12 protein-coding genes are annotated in these 16786 nt (G+C 64.4%); 4 read left to right on the plus strand and 8 right to left on the minus strand.

Annotated features, from left to right (window positions below):
- Window positions 1–43 precede the first annotated feature (43 nt).
- From C8N35_RS05995 to C8N35_RS06030, 8 genes are all read right to left on the minus strand, one after another.
- Window positions 44–964: a DUF2493 domain-containing protein gene (locus C8N35_RS05995; protein WP_107988636.1), complete on the minus strand. Its 921-nt coding sequence runs from the start codon at window positions 962–964 to the stop codon at window positions 44–46.
- Between the two features lie 323 nt (window positions 965–1287).
- Complete coding sequence (locus C8N35_RS06000) at window positions 1288–2352, minus strand: DUF7146 domain-containing protein (RefSeq protein WP_107989113.1); 1065 nt, start codon at window positions 2350–2352, stop codon at window positions 1288–1290.
- Window positions 2352–6647: a strawberry notch family protein gene (locus C8N35_RS06005; RefSeq protein WP_107988637.1), complete on the minus strand. Its 4296-nt coding sequence runs from the start codon at window positions 6645–6647 to the stop codon at window positions 2352–2354. Before C8N35_RS06005 ends, C8N35_RS06000 begins: the two co-directional genes overlap by 1 nt.
- A 95-nt stretch (window positions 6648–6742) precedes the next feature.
- A complete protein-coding gene (locus C8N35_RS06010) occupies window positions 6743–6961 on the minus strand; it encodes a DUF6117 family protein (protein ID WP_107988638.1) in 219 nt (72 codons plus the stop codon).
- The gene (locus tag C8N35_RS06015; protein WP_107988639.1) at window positions 6958–7368 is read right to left on the minus strand and encodes a hypothetical protein; all 411 of its coding nucleotides are present in this window, start codon (window positions 7366–7368) and stop codon (window positions 6958–6960) included. The genes C8N35_RS06010 and C8N35_RS06015 overlap by 4 nt, the downstream gene beginning before the upstream one ends.
- A gap of 99 nt (window positions 7369–7467) precedes the next feature.
- Entirely contained in the window at window positions 7468–9576 is a 2109-nt protein-coding gene (locus C8N35_RS06020; RefSeq protein WP_107988640.1) for a ParB/RepB/Spo0J family partition protein, read from the minus strand.
- Between the two features lie 175 nt (window positions 9577–9751).
- On the minus strand, window positions 9752–10279 hold the full coding sequence (radC, locus tag C8N35_RS06025) for a RadC family protein (protein ID WP_245926671.1): 528 nt from the start codon (window positions 10277–10279) through the stop codon (window positions 9752–9754).
- Window positions 10276–11235 carry an ArdC family protein gene (locus C8N35_RS06030; protein ID WP_107988641.1) on the minus strand — a complete coding sequence of 320 codons (960 nt, stop codon included), beginning with the start codon at window positions 11233–11235 and terminating at the stop codon, window positions 10276–10278. Before C8N35_RS06030 ends, radC begins: the two co-directional genes overlap by 4 nt.
- 423 nt (window positions 11236–11658) lie before the next feature.
- Between C8N35_RS06030 and C8N35_RS06035 the strand changes: the two genes are divergently transcribed.
- The 4 genes from C8N35_RS06035 to C8N35_RS06050 all read left to right on the plus strand — a co-directional run bounded on the left by C8N35_RS06035 (window position 11659) and on the right by C8N35_RS06050 (window position 16749).
- Window positions 11659–12042 (plus strand): helix-turn-helix domain-containing protein, encoded by a 384-nt coding sequence (locus C8N35_RS06035; RefSeq protein ID WP_107988642.1) that lies wholly within the window; start codon window positions 11659–11661, stop codon window positions 12040–12042.
- Window positions 12043–12228: 186 nt separating this feature from the next.
- A complete protein-coding gene (locus tag C8N35_RS06040) occupies window positions 12229–12846 on the plus strand; it encodes a type IV toxin-antitoxin system AbiEi family antitoxin domain-containing protein (protein ID WP_107989115.1) in 618 nt (205 codons plus the stop codon).
- The gene (locus tag C8N35_RS06045; protein ID WP_107988643.1) at window positions 12839–13702 is read left to right on the plus strand and encodes a nucleotidyl transferase AbiEii/AbiGii toxin family protein; all 864 of its coding nucleotides are present in this window, start codon (window positions 12839–12841) and stop codon (window positions 13700–13702) included. Before C8N35_RS06040 ends, C8N35_RS06045 begins: the two co-directional genes overlap by 8 nt.
- 68 nt (window positions 13703–13770) lie before the next feature.
- Window positions 13771–16749, plus strand: a complete 2979-nt coding sequence (locus tag C8N35_RS06050; RefSeq protein ID WP_107988644.1) for a TrlF family AAA-like ATPase — start codon at window positions 13771–13773, stop codon at window positions 16747–16749.
- The last annotated feature ends 37 nt before the right edge of the window (window positions 16750–16786 follow it).

The following is a 16786-nucleotide window of genomic DNA, read 5'->3' on the forward strand; positions in this document are numbered from 1 at the left end:
TCAATGAAAGCGTTATCCGCGCTGGGGTGCGCGATGTAGCGGGTCATTCGAACCGCCAGACCGGGATGCCGAGCTTGCGGGCCTTGTCGGCAAGGTTCTCCTGAATGCCGGTGCCGGGAAAGACCATGACCCCGATCGGCAGGACGTCGAGCATCTGGTCGTTGCGCTTGAAGGGTGCGGCGCGGCCGTGCTTGGTCCAGTCCGGTGCGAAGCCGATCTGGGTGACGTTGCGATGATCGGCCCAGCGGGCTGCGATCTTCTCGGCGCCTTTCGGCGACTTGCCGTGCATCAGCACCATGTCCGGGTGCTTGGCATGCACTTGGTCGAGCTTGTCCCAGATCAGCTTGTGATCGTTGAACTCGGCGCCGCCGGAGATGGCGACCTTCGGACCTGCGGGCAAGAGCACCTCGCGATTGGCGCGTTTACGCTCGGCGATGAAGTCCCGGCTGTCGATCATCGCCGATGTGAGGGCGCGGTGGTTCACCTGCGATCCGGTGCGCGGTGACCAGGGGGAGCCGGTGGTGCGCAGATAGAGGTCAGCGGCGCTGTCGCGGAAGACCTCCAGACTGTCGCGGCGTTCGATGAGGCTTTGCCCGCTCTCGATGAGGCGTTCGAGTTCGACCGCCTTGATTTCGGAGCCGTCCTGCTCGCGCTGCCCGCGCTTCTGGGCCTGTTCGTTGTCGTCGAGCTTCCGTTCGAGCCGGTCGGCGGCGCGATGGAACATGTTGACGGTCGACCATAGCAGGTCGTCGAGTTCGCCATCGAGGGCGGTATCCGCCATGGTGGCGATCAGGGCGTCGAAGATGTCGGAGACTGCGCCGGCGATGACGTTGTCCTCCGGGACGAGGCGCGGGTCCGGACCGTGGCCGTCGTGGTGGTAGCCATGGAGTTCCAGTTCGTTCAGTGCGTGTTCGGTCGGCGAGGATTCGTGATGGGGTTCGAAGGTGTCGTCGTCGAGTGTCATCGGGTGGCTCCCTTTGTCGGTTGGCCGCGCCCGCCGCGGCCTTCATGGCGCCGAAAGACGGCGGGCGGAGCGGCCCTGCATCCTGGAGCGGTAGCGCAAGGACCGGAGCGTCAGCGGAGGATGGCGGAGGCCGGCGATTTTGTATCGCGATGGAAAGGCCCGAAGGGCCGAGGGAAAATCGTTGGCCGCAGCCATTGCCGGACCGGGCCGCCTGCTGTCCGGTCGCCCTCTGAGAAGGCCGGGGCGCGGCCCTCTCCGGCATCTACAGGGAGTCGTTGACGAAGGCTGCGACGTCACCGCCATTGCCCGCACCGCTGCCCCGTTCAGGCGGACAGAACGGACTCCATGAACCTGGCAACATCCTGCGGGGCGAGTTGGACCCGGATCGAGGCCCGGAAGACGTCGAGACCACGCAAGCGCAGATCCTCGTTGAGATCGCCCAGCAGCGGTGAAAGCGGCCGCGCTTCGATGCCGAGCGCGTCTGCCCGTTCGACGAGCGTATCCCGTGCGCTGTCGCCCGCCGGATCGTCATCGCGCACGATGTAGAGCCGGCGCAGTGTGCCGGGGAACAAGGTGGCGGCGAGATGGGCTGCGGAGAGCGCGGCGACCATCGGCATCTCGGGCAACACGCTGCGCAGGGACAGCATGGTCTCGATGCCTTCGCCCGCCGCCATGACATCGCCCGCCACGCCAAAGCGCACCGCATGGCCGAGCAGATCGCCCATTGCCCGTCGCGGCGTGTCGATCGGGGCCTTGCCGAGTGTCGCCTCGCTGAAACCGCTCGGATCAAGCCATGTGCGATGCGCGCCAGTCTGGTGCCCGTCGAGGTCGGTGACCGATGCGATCAGGGCCGGCCAGGTCTCTGTCGCGCTTTGCTCGTCGGGCCGGAAGTAGCAACGCGGATGGAACCGCAGCGATCCGGTTCCGTGCAAAGCCGTAACACCGCGTTTGCGCAAATACGTTTCTGCGAGAGTACCCACAATTGGCTGCGCCATCGAGAACAGGCGTTTGGCCGCGAGCGGCGAGCCCGTTGGTGCGGGCGACTTGAGTGCTGGGGATGATGCCGGTTCCGGCTCGGGGTGCGGCAGGCTGAGAAACCGCCGGGCCTCGTCAGCCACGTCCCTGAACTCGGTCAAACTGCAGCTTTCGCGGATGACGTCGAGGAGATCACCATGTTCACCCGTTGCGGCGTCGGTCCATTTCCCCGCGGCTCCCTTGCCGGATTCAGGGCCGGTCAGGCGCACGAACATCGAGCGACCCTTGGTGTTGCGCACGTCGCCCACCATCCAGTAACGGCCCTCGCGCCGCCCGCTGGAGAGATATTCGCGGCACACGGCCTCGGCCTGCCGGCCGAGACGATGTGCGAGATCGGATGCGTCGCGGGTCATCATGCCGCCTCCCGCCCGGCGATGCGCTCGACCAGAAACCGCTCCAGCAACCTTGTGAGGACTGCAGCGCCGGACGCGTCGGTCGGGACGAACAGCCGGAACTTCCACGAGATGATCTCGCCGAAGAGGCCATAGGTCTTGAGGCGGTCGCGCATCGTGTCGGTGAAACCGGTGAGCTCGATGCGGTTCGAGCCCATGACGCGGGTGCGGCGAAGTTGAAGGCCTTCGGCGAGGTCGAGGATCGTGCGGCCGTCGGCCAGCGCGGCGAAGGCGTCGTCCGCCGAGAGGCTGGCGGTGCCCGTGGTCGCCGCGTTCGCGGCCCAGGCCGTTGAAACCTTGCGGCCGATGATCCGCTCGCCATCGTCGGTCTGCAGCCGGTAAACCCGCGTCGATTCATTGGGCAGGCGTTTCCAGATCGGCAAAAGCAAGCCGGAAACGATGTGAACGGTGCTGTCGGTAAATTCCGGGACCGCCGCGACCTCAATGTCCCAGATGCGGGCAAAGGTCTCGCGGTCGGTTTGGACCCAGTGAGTGTCGCCCATCATTGTAGTGGGCACCTTGGTGGATTCCATCGGCCGGATCAGGCGCACCCGGCGTTCGACGACACCGTCGTCGTCGATCACGCTGGTAGTCGGGACACGCACCGCGGCTCGGCCCGATCGCTCGTTGACCAGCAGGGCGGCACGCGGATCGGCAAGTTGGTCGAGCGCCTCGTCCAGCGCGATCGGATGGTTGCGCTCCCGCTGCGCGATGGTGAGCAGCGTGGTCTCCGCCCCGGTGGCTGGATGGGTGTGGATCACTTGCCGGTCGGTGACGGTGAACTGCTCGCCCCTCAGCGTCTCCAGCCCGACATCATAGGTGCCGCTGGCGATGGCACCCTCGATCCGGGCGGTGAGGATCTGTTCGAAATGTGCGAACAGGATGTTCTGCAGATCGATGGTGAGCGCCAGCAGCCGGTTGAGGAAGGTGGTGATCGGCGGCAGGTCGTCCTTGATGCCGGTATCATCCATGAGCTTCAGTCCCGTCGAGGTCTCGAATGTCTCGAGCGGGCAATCTTCGACCTTGCCGCCGACGATCATGAGATAGAGCCGGCGCAGCGCGTCGCGCGCATATGCGCTTTCGAGATTGTCCTCGGCACGGAACAGGCCCTGACCGCCGGTCTGGCGCTGGCCTCGCGTGATCGCTCCGAGCGTGTCGAGCCGGCGGGCGATGGTGGAGAGGAAGCGCTTCTCCGCCTTCACGTCGGTGGCGATCGGCCGGAACAGTGGGGGCTGTGCCTGGTTGGTGCGGTTGGTACGCCCCAGGCCCTGGATTGCCGCATCGGCCTTCCAGCCCGGCTCCAGCAGATAATGGACCCGCAGACGCTGGTTCTTCGCCACAAGGTCGGCATGATAGGAGCGCCCCGTGCCTCCGGCGTCCGAGAAGATCAGGATGCGCTTGATGTCATCCATGAAGGCCTGGGTTTCCGCGAGGTTTGCCGAAATCGCGCGACCCTCGACGGCGAGGCGATCCGCCGTGGCGCCGGCACCCGGTTTGCGGACGATGCGGCGCGAGCGGCCCGTTACCTCGGCCACCATATCGGTGCCGAAGCGCTGGATGATCTGATCGAGCGCGCCGGGAACCGGCGGCAACGAGGCGAGCTTCTCAATCAGCCGGTCGCGCCTTGCGACGGCCTCGCGGCTTTCGACGGGCTGGCCGTCGCGGCTAACCGGGCGTGAGCACAGATTGCCCTCCGAGTCGGTAAATGGCTCGTAGAGCTGCACCGGGAAGGAATGGGCCAGATAGTCGAGCACATATTCGCGGGGCGTGATGTCGATCTGGACGTCGTTCCAGTCCTCGGTCGGAATTTCGGCGAGCCGACGTTCCATCAGGGCTTCCCCGGTCGAAACGATCTGGATGACGGCGGCGTGGCCAGCTTCGAGATCGGCGTCGATGGCGCGGATCAGTGAGGGCGTCTTCATCGCCGTGATGAGGTGATTGAAGAAGCGCTGCTTGGCGCTTTCGAAAGCCGAGCGGGCGGCGGACTTGGCCTGCCGGTTCAGCGTACCCTCGCTGCCGGTGACATTGGTCGCCTGCATGGCGGCATCGAGATTATTGTGAATGATCGCGAAGGCGCCGGCATAGGCGTTGTATATGCGCCGCTGCTCGTCGGTGAGTTGATGCTCGATCAGTTCGTATTCGACCCCTTCATAGGAGAGCGAGCGGGCTTGGTAGAGGCCGAGCGCTTTCAGGTCACGCGCCAGCACTTCCATGGCGGCGACACCGCCATCCTCGATCGCCTCCACGAACTCGGCGCGGGTGGCGAAGGGGAAATCCTCGCCGCCCCAGAGACCGAGCCGCTGGGCATAAGCGAGATTGTGGACCGTCGTGGCGCCGGTCGCGGAGACATACACGACGCGCGCATCGGGGAGCGCGTGCTGCAGGCGCAGTCCCGCGCGGCCCTGCTGCGAGGCGGCCTGGTCGCCGCGCTCGCCCTTCGATCCGGCGGCGTTCTGCATGGCGTGGCTTTCGTCGAAAATGATCACTCCATCGAAATCATCCCCCAACCAATCGACGATCTGCTGGACGCGGGAAACCTTCGATCCGCGTTCGTCAGAGCGCAGCGTGGCATAGGTGGTGAATAGGATGCCTTGCGGCAGACGGATGGGCGTGCCCTGGCGAAAGCGGGACAGCGGCGTGACGAGCAGCCGTTCCTGACCGAGCGCCGACCAGTCGCGTTGCGCATCCTCGAGCAGCTTGTCGGATTTGGACACCCAGACGGCGCGGCGACGGCCCTTCAGCCAGTTGTCGAGCAGAATGCCGGCGACCTGACGACCCTTTCCCGCACCGGTGCCGTCACCGAGGAACCAGCCACGCCGGAAGCGGACCGCGTCAGCCACGTCCTCCGCTGCGGCGGTGACGACATCGCAGGTGTCATCGACGGTCCAGGCGCCGGCGAGATACTGCGCATGGGCTTCGCCGGCATAGATGACGCTTTCGAGCTGGGCGTCGGAGAGAATGCCATCGGCAACCAGCGCCGCTGGCAGATGCGGGCGATAGTCCGGTTTCGGGGGTGCGACCGAGGCCATGGCGGCCGACTGGACGAGCTTGGTGGGATGCGCCTGAGAGCCGGGAACACGGATCGACTGAAGCGCGTATTCCTCGTAGATCGCATCGGTGAGATGCCCGCCCTGCGGCGGGGTCCAGTCGACCGTCTCATAGGCGAGCTCTTCTCCCGTCGGTTCGGCGATGGACGATGCGGTGCTGACACCGCCGTGGTTGCGGGGAGCGGCTGAGGTCGGGCGCAACGACGTGGCCCGCTGTCCGGAGACTGCGGGCAATGAGACCGGTGCGCGGGGCGGCATGTCCGCCTCGATCCAGCCAAGCAGCGTCGCGACATCGAGGGCGACACCCCGCGATGGCGGAAAGACGGTGGGATCATCGGCGGCGATTTTGTCGATCACCGTCAGCCGCGTGTCGATGGTGGTGCCATGGCGCGCATAGACTGCGCCGTCGATCGCGGCGGTGAAGACGACGCGCCCGCACTCCTGCAAGCGCGAAAAGGCGTCCCCCCATTTCGGCGTGTTGGGTGCGAAACTGGCGCCGGTGATGGCGACGAGGCGGCCACCGGGCGCCATGCGCGCCAGTGCCGAGGCGACATGACGATAGGCGGCGTCGGCCATCCGCCCGGAGACATTGGCCATCACCGAGAATGGCGGGTTCATCAGCACGACGCTGGGAACGGCACTCGCCTCCAGATAGTCGTGGATCTGGGCCGCATCGAAGCGTGTGATCGAGAGAGCCGGAAAGAGGGAAGAGAGAAACGCGCCGCGCGTCTCGGCCAGTTCGTTGAGATGGAGCCGGCCCCCGGCGATTTCGGCGAGAATGGCGAGCAGGCCGGTGCCGGCTGACGGTTCCAGCACGATGTCGTCCGCGGTGATCGCAGCGGCGGTTGCCGCGGCAAAGCCGAGCGCGAGCGGTGTTGAGAATTGCTGGAAGGCTTCGCTCTCTTCGGAGCGGCGGGTGTGCGAGGGCTGAAGGTCGGCGATCCTTTCGAGCAACAGCAACGCGCCGGCCGGAGACCCGGCTTTGCGCAGAAGCTCCTTTCCGTATTTCCGCAGAAACAGGACGGCGGCACCTTCGCAGACGTCATAGGCGGTTTTCCAGTCCCAGGCGCCGTCGGTATCGGAGCCGCCGAAGGCGGCGTCCATCGCAATACGGAGCGCGGGCGCGTCGATGCGGCGGCCTTGTTCGAGAAGCGGAAGGAGCTGATGGGCGGCGCGGGCGAGCGCCGCCGCGGAAACGATCTCTGTCATGGGGGAGAACCTCGGGAGAGCGGGAACGGGGCAAGCCGGGCAGCGCTCTCTCTGGACTGCACCGGCTCAAACCCGTCCCGGCAACCCTCTCCCTCTCAAGGCTCGGGCGGCCGATAGGCCTCGTAGGGATTTCCGTCGGCGAGGTGACCGTAGGGCGTGAAGAGGAACTCGTCGCCGTCCCGGCCAACCGCGCAGATCACATATCGCACCGCGCCGGTTTCGGCGTCAGTGCATTCGAGCAGGGCGAGGTTGCCGTCGGCGGCGGCGCGCAACAGCGTCTGGAAATTGGCGCGGGCATGGTCGGGAATGCTCATGGCCGGCTTCCGTCGAGCATCTCGGCGAGCCATTCGCCGGTATAGGTCCACGCCACGGTCTCGCCGGTGGCAAGGTCGAGGACATGTGCGCCTCCGCCGAACGCATCGATACGGGGCTGCGAACAGGTATTGGCGTATTGGAAGCCCCACCGTCCGGTCAGCGAGAACGCGGCGGCGCAGCGTTTGACGACCTGGATGACATGTTCCGGATCGCCGGTGACATCATCACGTATCCAGAGACAGGTGCCGCCATGCGCGGGCACGATAGAGAGATCGAATCCTTCGGACGGCGGGTCTTCCGATGCGTTTTCTCCGGACAGGCGGTTGTAGAGGTCGAGCGCGCGCGCCGCGTTCTCCGGTGATCCCACGTCGAGGACGCAGGAGAAGTGGGTGAAGTAGTCGGCCATATCGGGCTCCTGAAACAAAAAGGCCCGGCGCAATGGCCGGGCCGAGATGAGAATGATGGTGTGAGATGCGGGGCGGCGTGGGCCGCCCCGCCTGAGCGACTACTCGGCAGCCACGGTTTGCGGCTCGTCCGCGGGCTCTTCGTCACCTTCGTCTTCGTCGGAGAGGAAGGCCGGCAGAGCTTCGCCGTCGTCCCCCTCGGTATCCGAGGTGGTGCCATCGTCGATGACGGGCAGGCGCAGCGGTTCGGGCAACCAGCCGCTGTCGGCGAGCAGCCGTTCGGCCTCCTTGGCCATGTCCGGCTTCTTCAGATGGTCGATGAGTTGTGCCGTTACCTCGCCCTTGGCCTCGCGCACCGCTTCGAGGATGCGGGGCTTGGTCACCCGGCCGAAATAGTTGTCGACCGTCGGCCGCCATCCGGTTTCCACCATGTCGAGCCCGACGGCACGGGCGAGCCGGTCCGCCTCATGGATGCGCTGCTGAACGCCGCGCGCCGTCGGCCCCGCGCCATAGGGATTGGCCTTCTCATAGAGCGCGTTGACGCCGAAGGAGACGCAGTGAGCGAGTAGCGCCATGCGGCTCGCATCGTCGAGACCGTCGATCTTCTCCCAGAGCGTTTCGTCATCATCGAGAGGCAGATCGGCCTTCCAGGTCTCGTGCCGATCGTCGACGGTCTTGGCGGCCGCGCTGTCTTTCAGGTCATCGCCCTGAACCGGGAAATAGACCTGCCGGACCGACGCCTCCAGGCATCCCGGTGACGAGACGTGCTGGAAGGCATCGCGCACCAGCTTGTGGATCAGCGCGGTCATGGCGACGGATGGATTGTTGGCGAGCGCATCGCGCAGCGCCAGGGACCGATGCGCGGTCAGTTCGATCATCAACCTCTCGGGCAGCGGCTTGATCGCGTCGTCGTCCTCGTCCTGCGGCTCGGGTTCGTCGCCGACGGAAATGACGGTGCGTTGCACGGCGCCGGAACCGACTGCCGCATCGCAATCGCTTTCCACCTCATCGTCGCCCTCGGTCACTTCGTCCTCGGGGCGGACATAGCCACGCTCGACCGAGAGCTGGCCATCGTGGCGGATGCTGACAAATGCGCCGGCACGGCCGATTTCGGCAGGATCGTACTGCTTCGGCCGATCCTCGAAGGCGTCGAGTGCCACCTCGATCTCGCCGAGCCGTTCATCCACTTCGTCGGGCAATTCGTCGGCCTCGGCATATTCGGCCTCCAGACGGTCGAACTCCTCACGCAGGGCTTCGCGTGTGGCCCGTTCCTCGTCGGTGAGATCGACTGGCGCGCCGGTGAGCGCCCGCAAGCCGTTGGTATGGCCATAGGGGAAATCGGCTTCGACCGAGATCCATTTCCACCCCTCCTCGGCAATGGTCTCCGCCTCGGCGGTGAGCTTCTCGCCGACCAGTTTTTCGAGCAGCGCCACGTCCTCGATCCAGCCGCCATCGTCATCCTGAAAGAGGTCGCGCAGGACGGTGCCGCCGGCCTCTTCATAGGCGTCGATCGTCACGAAGCGCACGCGCCGGTCCGAGGCCCGCACGGTATTCTCCGTCAGCATGCGACGGATCTGATAGGGCTCTTTCGACCAGCTATGCTCGATGGCGTCCCAGACCTGTTCCTGGCGGGTATGGTCGGTGGAAACCGAGAAGGCCATGAGTTGATCGAGGGTCATGGCGTCCTCGGCATAAAGGTCGAGGAGCTTTTCCGACACCGAAGCGAGCTTGAGGCGCTGCTTGACGGTGTTGGCCGAGACGAAGAAGCGCGCGCCGATGTCTTCCTCGCTCATGCCCTGTTCCCGGAATTTCTGGAATGCGCGGAACTGGTCGAGGGGATGCAGCGCTGCGCGCTGGACGTTTTCCGCGAGGGAATCTTCCTCGGCCGAAATCTCGCTGTCCGCCTCGCGCACGTTGCAGGGGACCGGCGCGGTGCGGGCCAACCACTTCTTCTTGGCGAGAAGTTCGAGCGCCCGGAACCGGCGGCCGCCGGCCGGAACCTCGAACATGCCGGTCTCATTGCCGTCGTCGTCCACGACCGGACGGACGTTGAGATTCTGCAGGAGGCCGCGACGGGCGATGTCCTCGGCCAGGTCCTCGATCGAGACGCCGGCCTTGATGCGCCGGACGTTCGACTGGGAGAGAACGAGCTTGTTGAAGGGGATGTCGCGCGAGGCGCTGAGGGTGATCTTCTTGGCTGCTGTCGCCATGGTGATTTACTCCGCGACGGGCGCCGAGAGCCTCTCTCTCGGCTTGAAACCCGTCACAGATCAGGGCGCAGCCCTCTCACTCTCCGGGCGGCGCGGTAGCCGCCCTGCGACTCGCCGCCACATGGGGAAATCGGATGCGGATAAAGCGAGCACCAAGTGTCTGCCCGATGCGCAGTCAGATTTCGCCTCGGCCGCGCAGACTAACCTCCCGGCCGATGCCGACGATGATGTGGTCATGAAGCGTCAGACCCATAAGTTTGCAGCCTTTCTGGATTTCCCTCGTCATCGCAATGTCGGATGATGAAGGTTCAGGATCACCGGTAGGATGATTGTGCACGACGATCAGCGCAGTGGCGTTGAGTGCCAGAGCACGTCTCAATACCTCCCGGGGATAGACCGGAACGTGATCGACCGTGCCTATGGCGAGGCACTCATCCGAGACGAGACGGTTCTTCCGGTCGAGATAGAGGACATGAAACCGCTCCACTTCGCCGCGGATGGTGAGTGCGCAATAATCCAGCACTGCCTGCCAAGATGACAACACCGGGTTCTGGTTGAGGTGGCGCAGCAGGATCTGGCGTGCCTCATAGATGGCGACCTGCTCCTGGGCCGAGAGCAGTCCGGACTGAGGCTCCATACCGAGCGTCCTGTGATGTCTTGTCATGTCCAACCGGCCGCGCAGGCCATCGGTCAACAGGATCATGCCACCCTCCTGTCGCAGGAGGTCTCGATCAGGCTGGATTCCGTATCGTCGGGCGCGAAGGCGAGAAGCCAGTCGGCGGCCTTGCTCGCCTGGCTGGCGGCACGGACAATGGCGCGATTGTCCTCGCGCAGCACTTCGAGCCAGGAGCCGATATAGTCGGCATGCCGGACGGTCGGGGCAATGCCGAGCGAGGCGCAGCAGAAGGCGGCGTTGATCTCGGCGATGAGTTCCTCGAAGGCGTATTTCTTCGTGCCAAACGAGCCGGAGAAATCACGCCCCAGACGCGAGACATGGCCTGTCGCGTGGCCCAGCTCATGCAGCGCGGTGCGGTGCCAATTGATGGGCTCGAAATAGGCCTGCGGCGGCGGCACCTGCACATAGTCCTGGGCAGGCACATAGAAGGCACGGTTGCCGCCGATGCGAAAATCGATGCCCGTCGCATTGATCAGCGCTTCGACACGCGGTTCGATCAGACCCGTCGGCACCGGCGGTGCGGCGGTCGCGACATCCTCGGGCAGGTTCTCGCACTGATCGGTGTTGAAGACGGTGAAGCGTTTCAGGAACGGGATCGCCTGGGCATCCTCGCCGGTCTCGCGCGCACGGCGCTTTTCCTCCTCCGGCACGAAACGGTCGGCATAGACGACGGTGGTGCCGTGCTCGCCCTTGCGGACATTGCCGCCAAGCGACAGCGCCTGGCGGAAGGTTAGCCAGCTCTGTCCGGAAAAGCCGCGTTCGATCACGGCGCCCCAGAGCAGCAGGACGTTGATGCCCGAATACTGACGATCGGTGGAGGCGTTCTTTGGAAGGCCAAGAGCCGCCTTCGCGGTCGCCGTTCCCCAAGGCTGAACCCAGGGCACCCGGCCGGCCTCCAACTCGGTGATGATCTTGTCGGTGATTTCGGAATAGAGATTGGTCCGGTCGCCCCTGGCGCCGGATTTGCGGTTCTGTCTGGACATCGAAGGTCTCCGCGACGGGCGCCGGAGGCCTCTCCTCCGGTCCTCATCCCGTCACGGCAAACCCGTCCGCACTCTCACTCTCAAAAGGGGGCGTTGCGGGGGAATCCCCCGCTCGAAGGGGTCGGCCGAGACCAAAGGCTCGGCCGCAGGGGAAGGCTTTCCCCTCCCCATCATCCGGATTGTCGCCCACACTTCCAACCAGCGGCCCGTTGGCTTCCAATCAGCCGTGCTTGAAATCCCAGCCTTGGGGTGATTGGAGCGGCCGGGCCTGTCAGGTGCGTCGGTCGGCTCCGTGAATTTTGCTGCGCTTTTATCTCCAGGTGCGGAGGGTTCGTCACGCCGCCGCCAACTGGCAGTTGCACCCTGCCTCCAGAATCGACTAACTGCCATATATGGCATCTAAATCAATATTGGCAGTCAGATATGGCGGTTAAGATACACTCCATTGGTGCGCGTCGAGCCATTGTGGCATTGGGAGCGAACATCAAGACAGCTCGCTTGAAGCGGCGCATCTCGGTGAAGGATTTCGCCGAGCGAGCCAGTGTGTCCGAGAGGACCATCATCCGACTGGAAAAGGGCGACGACGGCGTCAGTATCGGCACGCTGGCCATGGCCTGCCTCGTGCTCGGTGAAATCGAGAGCGTTTCGACTCTTCTCGATCCGGGCTCCGACGAGGTCGGGCTGCTTCTCGACCGAGAGGCGCTCCCGAAGCGGATCGATCGGAAGCGAGGACCCAGACAGCCAGGGGCGCGGACGGGAAAGCCCGCTCTCCCGGGCGTCGATGACGACGAAGGGGTGGGTTTCTGAACCCGAAACGATGTCGCTTCTGACGAGAGCAAGCATTGGTGCTTGATACCGACTGCCGACAGCGCCCCTCTCAGCGCCAAAGGCTCAAAGAACGCTGACCTGATGGAAGGCTTTCGCTTTTCCTTCACCGTTCTGTGTGATACAAATCCTCACATCATGGATGCTGAAGTGCGAGAACATATATCGATGCCCAAGACCCGCTCCCAACGCGAGACAGCCCGCGATCTCCTCGCGGCGCGTGGGATTCTGCGCCTTGCGGAACTCAGGAACGCCGGCGTGACCGCTGCAACCGTCAGCCGTATGGAAAAGGATGGCGAGGTCATCCGCCTGGCGCGCGGGCTCTACCAGCTCCCCGACGCAGAGCTCGACGCAAACCACAGCCTCGCCGAGGCGGCCAAGCGTTTCCCCAAGGGCGTGATCTGCCTCGTCTCGGCGCTCGCCTTTCATGGAATCACGGATCAGCTTCCCAAGAAGGTGTGGATGGCGATCGGCCGGAACGACTGGACGCCGAAGCCGAGCGACATGCCTGTCCGTGTAGTGCGTTTCTCGGACGATCTGCTTGCCGACAGTGTCGAGACCCATGTGATCGAAGGCGTAACGGTGAAGATATTCGGCGTGGCAAAGACCGTCGCGGACTGCTTCCGACATCGCGGCAAGATCGGCCTCGCCGTCGCGCTCGAAGGCCTCCAAGAGACTCTGCGTCAACGCAAAGCCACGCCGGCCGAGATCGCCAGGGCGGCGGACACAGGCGGGGTCGGCACGGTGATCCGCCCCTATCTGGAGGCGCTGACCACCAATGGCTAAGGAGATCAAGAATATCGGCGCTTCGGTGCGCGCCCGGCTCCTCAACCTCTCCAAGGCGAACGGACAGAGCTTCGATCTGGTGCTCACGCGTTTCGCGCTGGAGCGCCTCCTGTTCCGGCTCAGTCAGTCACCCCACGCCGAGCGTTTCGTGCTGAAAGGCGCAATGCTGATGATGAGCTGGTTCGACGATCCGCACCGCGGGACGCGCGATCTCGATCTGTTGGGTTTCGGTGACCCGAGCGAAGCCGCGATGCTGGCGACATTCCGGGACATCCTCGCTCAGGACGCCGAAGACGGCGTCGTGTTCGATCCGGACACGTTGCGCGTCGACCGCATTCGCGAGGAGCTCGACTATGGCGGTCTCCGGCTGCGTGCGATCGCTTCGGTCGGCGGCGCCCGGATCAACCTCACGATCGACATCGGCTTTGGCGATGCGCTGGAGCCTGGGGCGGAAGTCGTCGACTATCCCGTCATGCTCGATCTCCCCGCGCCGAGACTGCGCGCCTATGCGCGGGAGACGGTCATTGCCGAGAAGTTCCAGGCGATGGTGGCGCTGGGCCGGGCGAACAGCCGGATGAAGGACTTCTACGACATCTGGATTCTCAGCCGGTCATTCAGATTCGATGATGACAGGCTTGCCCAGGCGATCGCAGCGACTTTCGCAAGGCGCGAAACCACGGTTCCGACCGAGCTGCCCGATGCGCTCACGCCGGCTTTCGCCGCAGACGAACAGAAACAGCAGCAGTGGCGCGCCTTTGTCGAGGATGTTGCGGTTGAACCAGGGCCTCTTGCGCTGGTTCTTGAGGAACTCGCCGGCTTCTTGATGCCGCACGCCATTCGGGCAAACGGACTATGACCAGAGGGCAGAGTGGAAGATTGTACTGAGGAAAAACACTCTGAGACGAAAATAACTAAGGGGGGCTAATGCTGAATCGTGGATCGGAGTGGCGGAGGTGGGAGCCACATGTCCATGCGCCGGGTACCGTGATGAACAATCAGTTCAGCGGGCCGAACGCATGGGACGATTATCTCACGGCGCTTGAGCGAGCCACGCCGGTCATCGAGGCCATCGCGGTCACGGATTACTACGTGACCGATACTTACGAGACGGTGTTGCAACACAAGGCCGCCGGCCGCCTGCCCGGCACCAAGCTGGTCTTTCCGAACGTGGAGCTCCGGCTCGACGTCGCGACAGCAAAAGGGGGCTTCGTTAATCTCCACCTGTTCGTCAGCCCGGAGGATCCGCAGCATCTCGAAGAGCTGCGGCGTCTGCTGTCGCGCCTGCAGTTCAATGTCATGCAAGATCGTTTCGACTGCACGCGGGCTGATCTCGTCCGGCTCGGCAAGAAGGCCGATTCCACAATCATCGACGAGCGTGCCGCGCTGGCCTATGGGGCCAACCAATTCAAGGTCAATTTCCGGCAGCTTCGCGAAGTGTTCTCCGAAAGCGGATGGGCGAAGAAGAACATCCTGATCGCGGTGGCCGGCGGCGCGACGGATGGCACGTCGGGCGTGCGCGAGGCTGCGGATCAAACGATCCGGCGCGAGATCGAGGGCTTCGCCCATGTGATCTTCGCGGGCAGTCCGGCGCAGCGCGAGTTTTGGTTGGGGCAGAAGGATCTAAGTCCCAGTGAAATCCGCGCCCAGTACGGCGGCCTGAAGCCCTGCCTCCATGGGAGCGATGCGCACAAGCTCGATGATGTCGCGTCGCCGTTCGGAAATCGCTTCTCCTGGATCAAAGGCGGACTCGAATTCGACGCCCTTCGCCAGGCGTGCATCGATCCCGGCGGGCGAGCCTATGTAGGTGAGTTGCCGCCGCACTCGGCCATGCCGTCGCAGGTCATCTCACACATCCGCATCGACGACGCAGATTGGGCCACCACGCCCGACATCCCCCTAAACCCCGGCCTTGTCGCCATCATAGGCGCGCGCGGATCGGGAAAGACGGCTTTGGCGGATGTGATCGCGGCCGGCTGCGATGCGATCACGCCGGCGGGTTGGAATGCGGACGAGAACATCAGCCCTTCGTTCCTGGCGCGGGCGCGCAAGCTGGTCGGTGCGGCAACGACGACGTTGACCTGGGCTGGAGGCGCGACAGCCACGCGCGCGCTTGATGGCAGCGATGCCAACGGCCACATGTCGTTCCCACGCGCCCGCTATCTCTCCCAACAATTCGTCGAGGAACTCTGCTCTGCGAAGGGCGTCTCCGACGGCCTCATCGACGAGATTGAGCGCGTGATATTCGAGTCGCATTCGCAGGATGATCGCGAGTGGGCACTCGATTTCGCCGAGTTGCGCGAGCATCAGACCGCCCGGTTCCAGCAGGCGCGCGAGCGCGAAGCAGAGGCGATCGGCGACATCTCGGACCGCATCGCGACCGAGTTTGAGAAAGAGAGCCTCATCGCGACACTAACCACCCAGGTCGGACAGAAGAAGAAGCTGATCGTTGATTACAATGCTGATCGCGCCAAGCTAGTCGTCAAGGGCACCGAGGCGCAGGTGGCCCGTCACACCCAGCTCAGCGAGGCGGCCCAGAAGCTTCGAAATGGGATACAGGCCCTCGGCAACCAGCGCCGCACTTTCGTCGCCCTACAGGACGAGGTTCGTAGCATGCGTGCCACCGGGGCACCGGAAATGCTTCGCCAAGCCCAGGCGCGCCACGGCAATAGCGGTCTCGATGCCAAGCAATGGGACGATTTCCTGCTGATCTACAAGGGCGACGTCGACAAGAGTCTGACGGCCTACATCACGTGGGCCGATGGCGAGGTCCACAAGCTCAACGGCGTTCCGCCGCCGCCCGGCGACCCGAATGCCGCGCTGATTCCCGAAGCCGCCGATCTCTCGACGCTTCCGCTCGCACCGATCGCCGCTGAAATGGCGCGCCTCGAGGCGCTGTTCAGCGCCGACAAACTGGTCCGCGATCAATACGCGGCGCTTACTGGCCGAATTGCGCAGGAGAACTCTGCGCTCCAGACCCTCGAAACCCGGCTTACCGATGCGCAGGGCTCCGCCGGGCGTCGGAAGGATCTGCAGACCGAACGCGACTACACCTACGGCCGGGTGTTCGAGGCGATCATCAACGAACAGAACGCGCTCGCAGGCCTCTACGCCCCGCTGATGGCGCGACTTGCAGCGTCGTCGGGCACGCTCAAGAAGCTCAGCTTCTCGGTTCGCAGGATCGCCGACGCTCAAGCCTGGGGCTCGGTCGCGGAGGAAGAGCTCCTGGATCGGCGCAAGATGGGCCCGTTTTACGGCCGGGGCTCCCTGATTGCAGCCGCGACTGAAGCGCTCAAGCCGGCCTGGGAGACGGGATCGGCCGCCGAGGTTCAGGCGGCTATGACGGCCTTCATGGCGAAATACCTGAAGGACCTGCTATCGCACGCACCTTATGGGCAGACGCAGCAGGCCGAATTTAGGGCTTGGTCGAAACAGTTCGCACACTGGCTCTTTGGCACCGACCACATCACCGTCCGCTACGAGATCGCCTACGACGGCGTGGACATCCGGAATCTGTCGCCCGGGACGCGGGGTATCGTTCTGCTCCTGCTGTATCTGGCACTGGACGATTCAGACGATCGCCCGTTGATCATCGATCAGCCGGAGGAGAACCTCGACCCCAAGTCCGTGTTCGATGAACTCGTTGCGCTATTCATCGCCGCAAAGGCCAAACGTCAGGTGATCATGGTCACCCATAACGCCAACCTCGTCATCAACACCGACGCAGATCAGATCATCGTCGCATCCGCAGGCCCACATCTTTCCGGAGGTCTGCCGCCGATCGCCTATGTAGCCGGCGGCCTAGAGAGCGCCAACATTCGGAAGTCGGTCTGCGACATCCTGGAAGGCGGTGAGGCAGCTTTCCGCGAACGGGCGAGGCGGTTGCGAGTGAGGCTGGAACGATGAGTCTGCGTGCCGCATCACTGATGGGGGTGCCCGCCGC

The sequence above is a fragment of the Breoghania corrubedonensis genome (assembly GCF_003053845.1).
GTDB classification, from domain to species: Bacteria; Pseudomonadota; Alphaproteobacteria; order Rhizobiales; family Stappiaceae; genus Breoghania; species Breoghania corrubedonensis.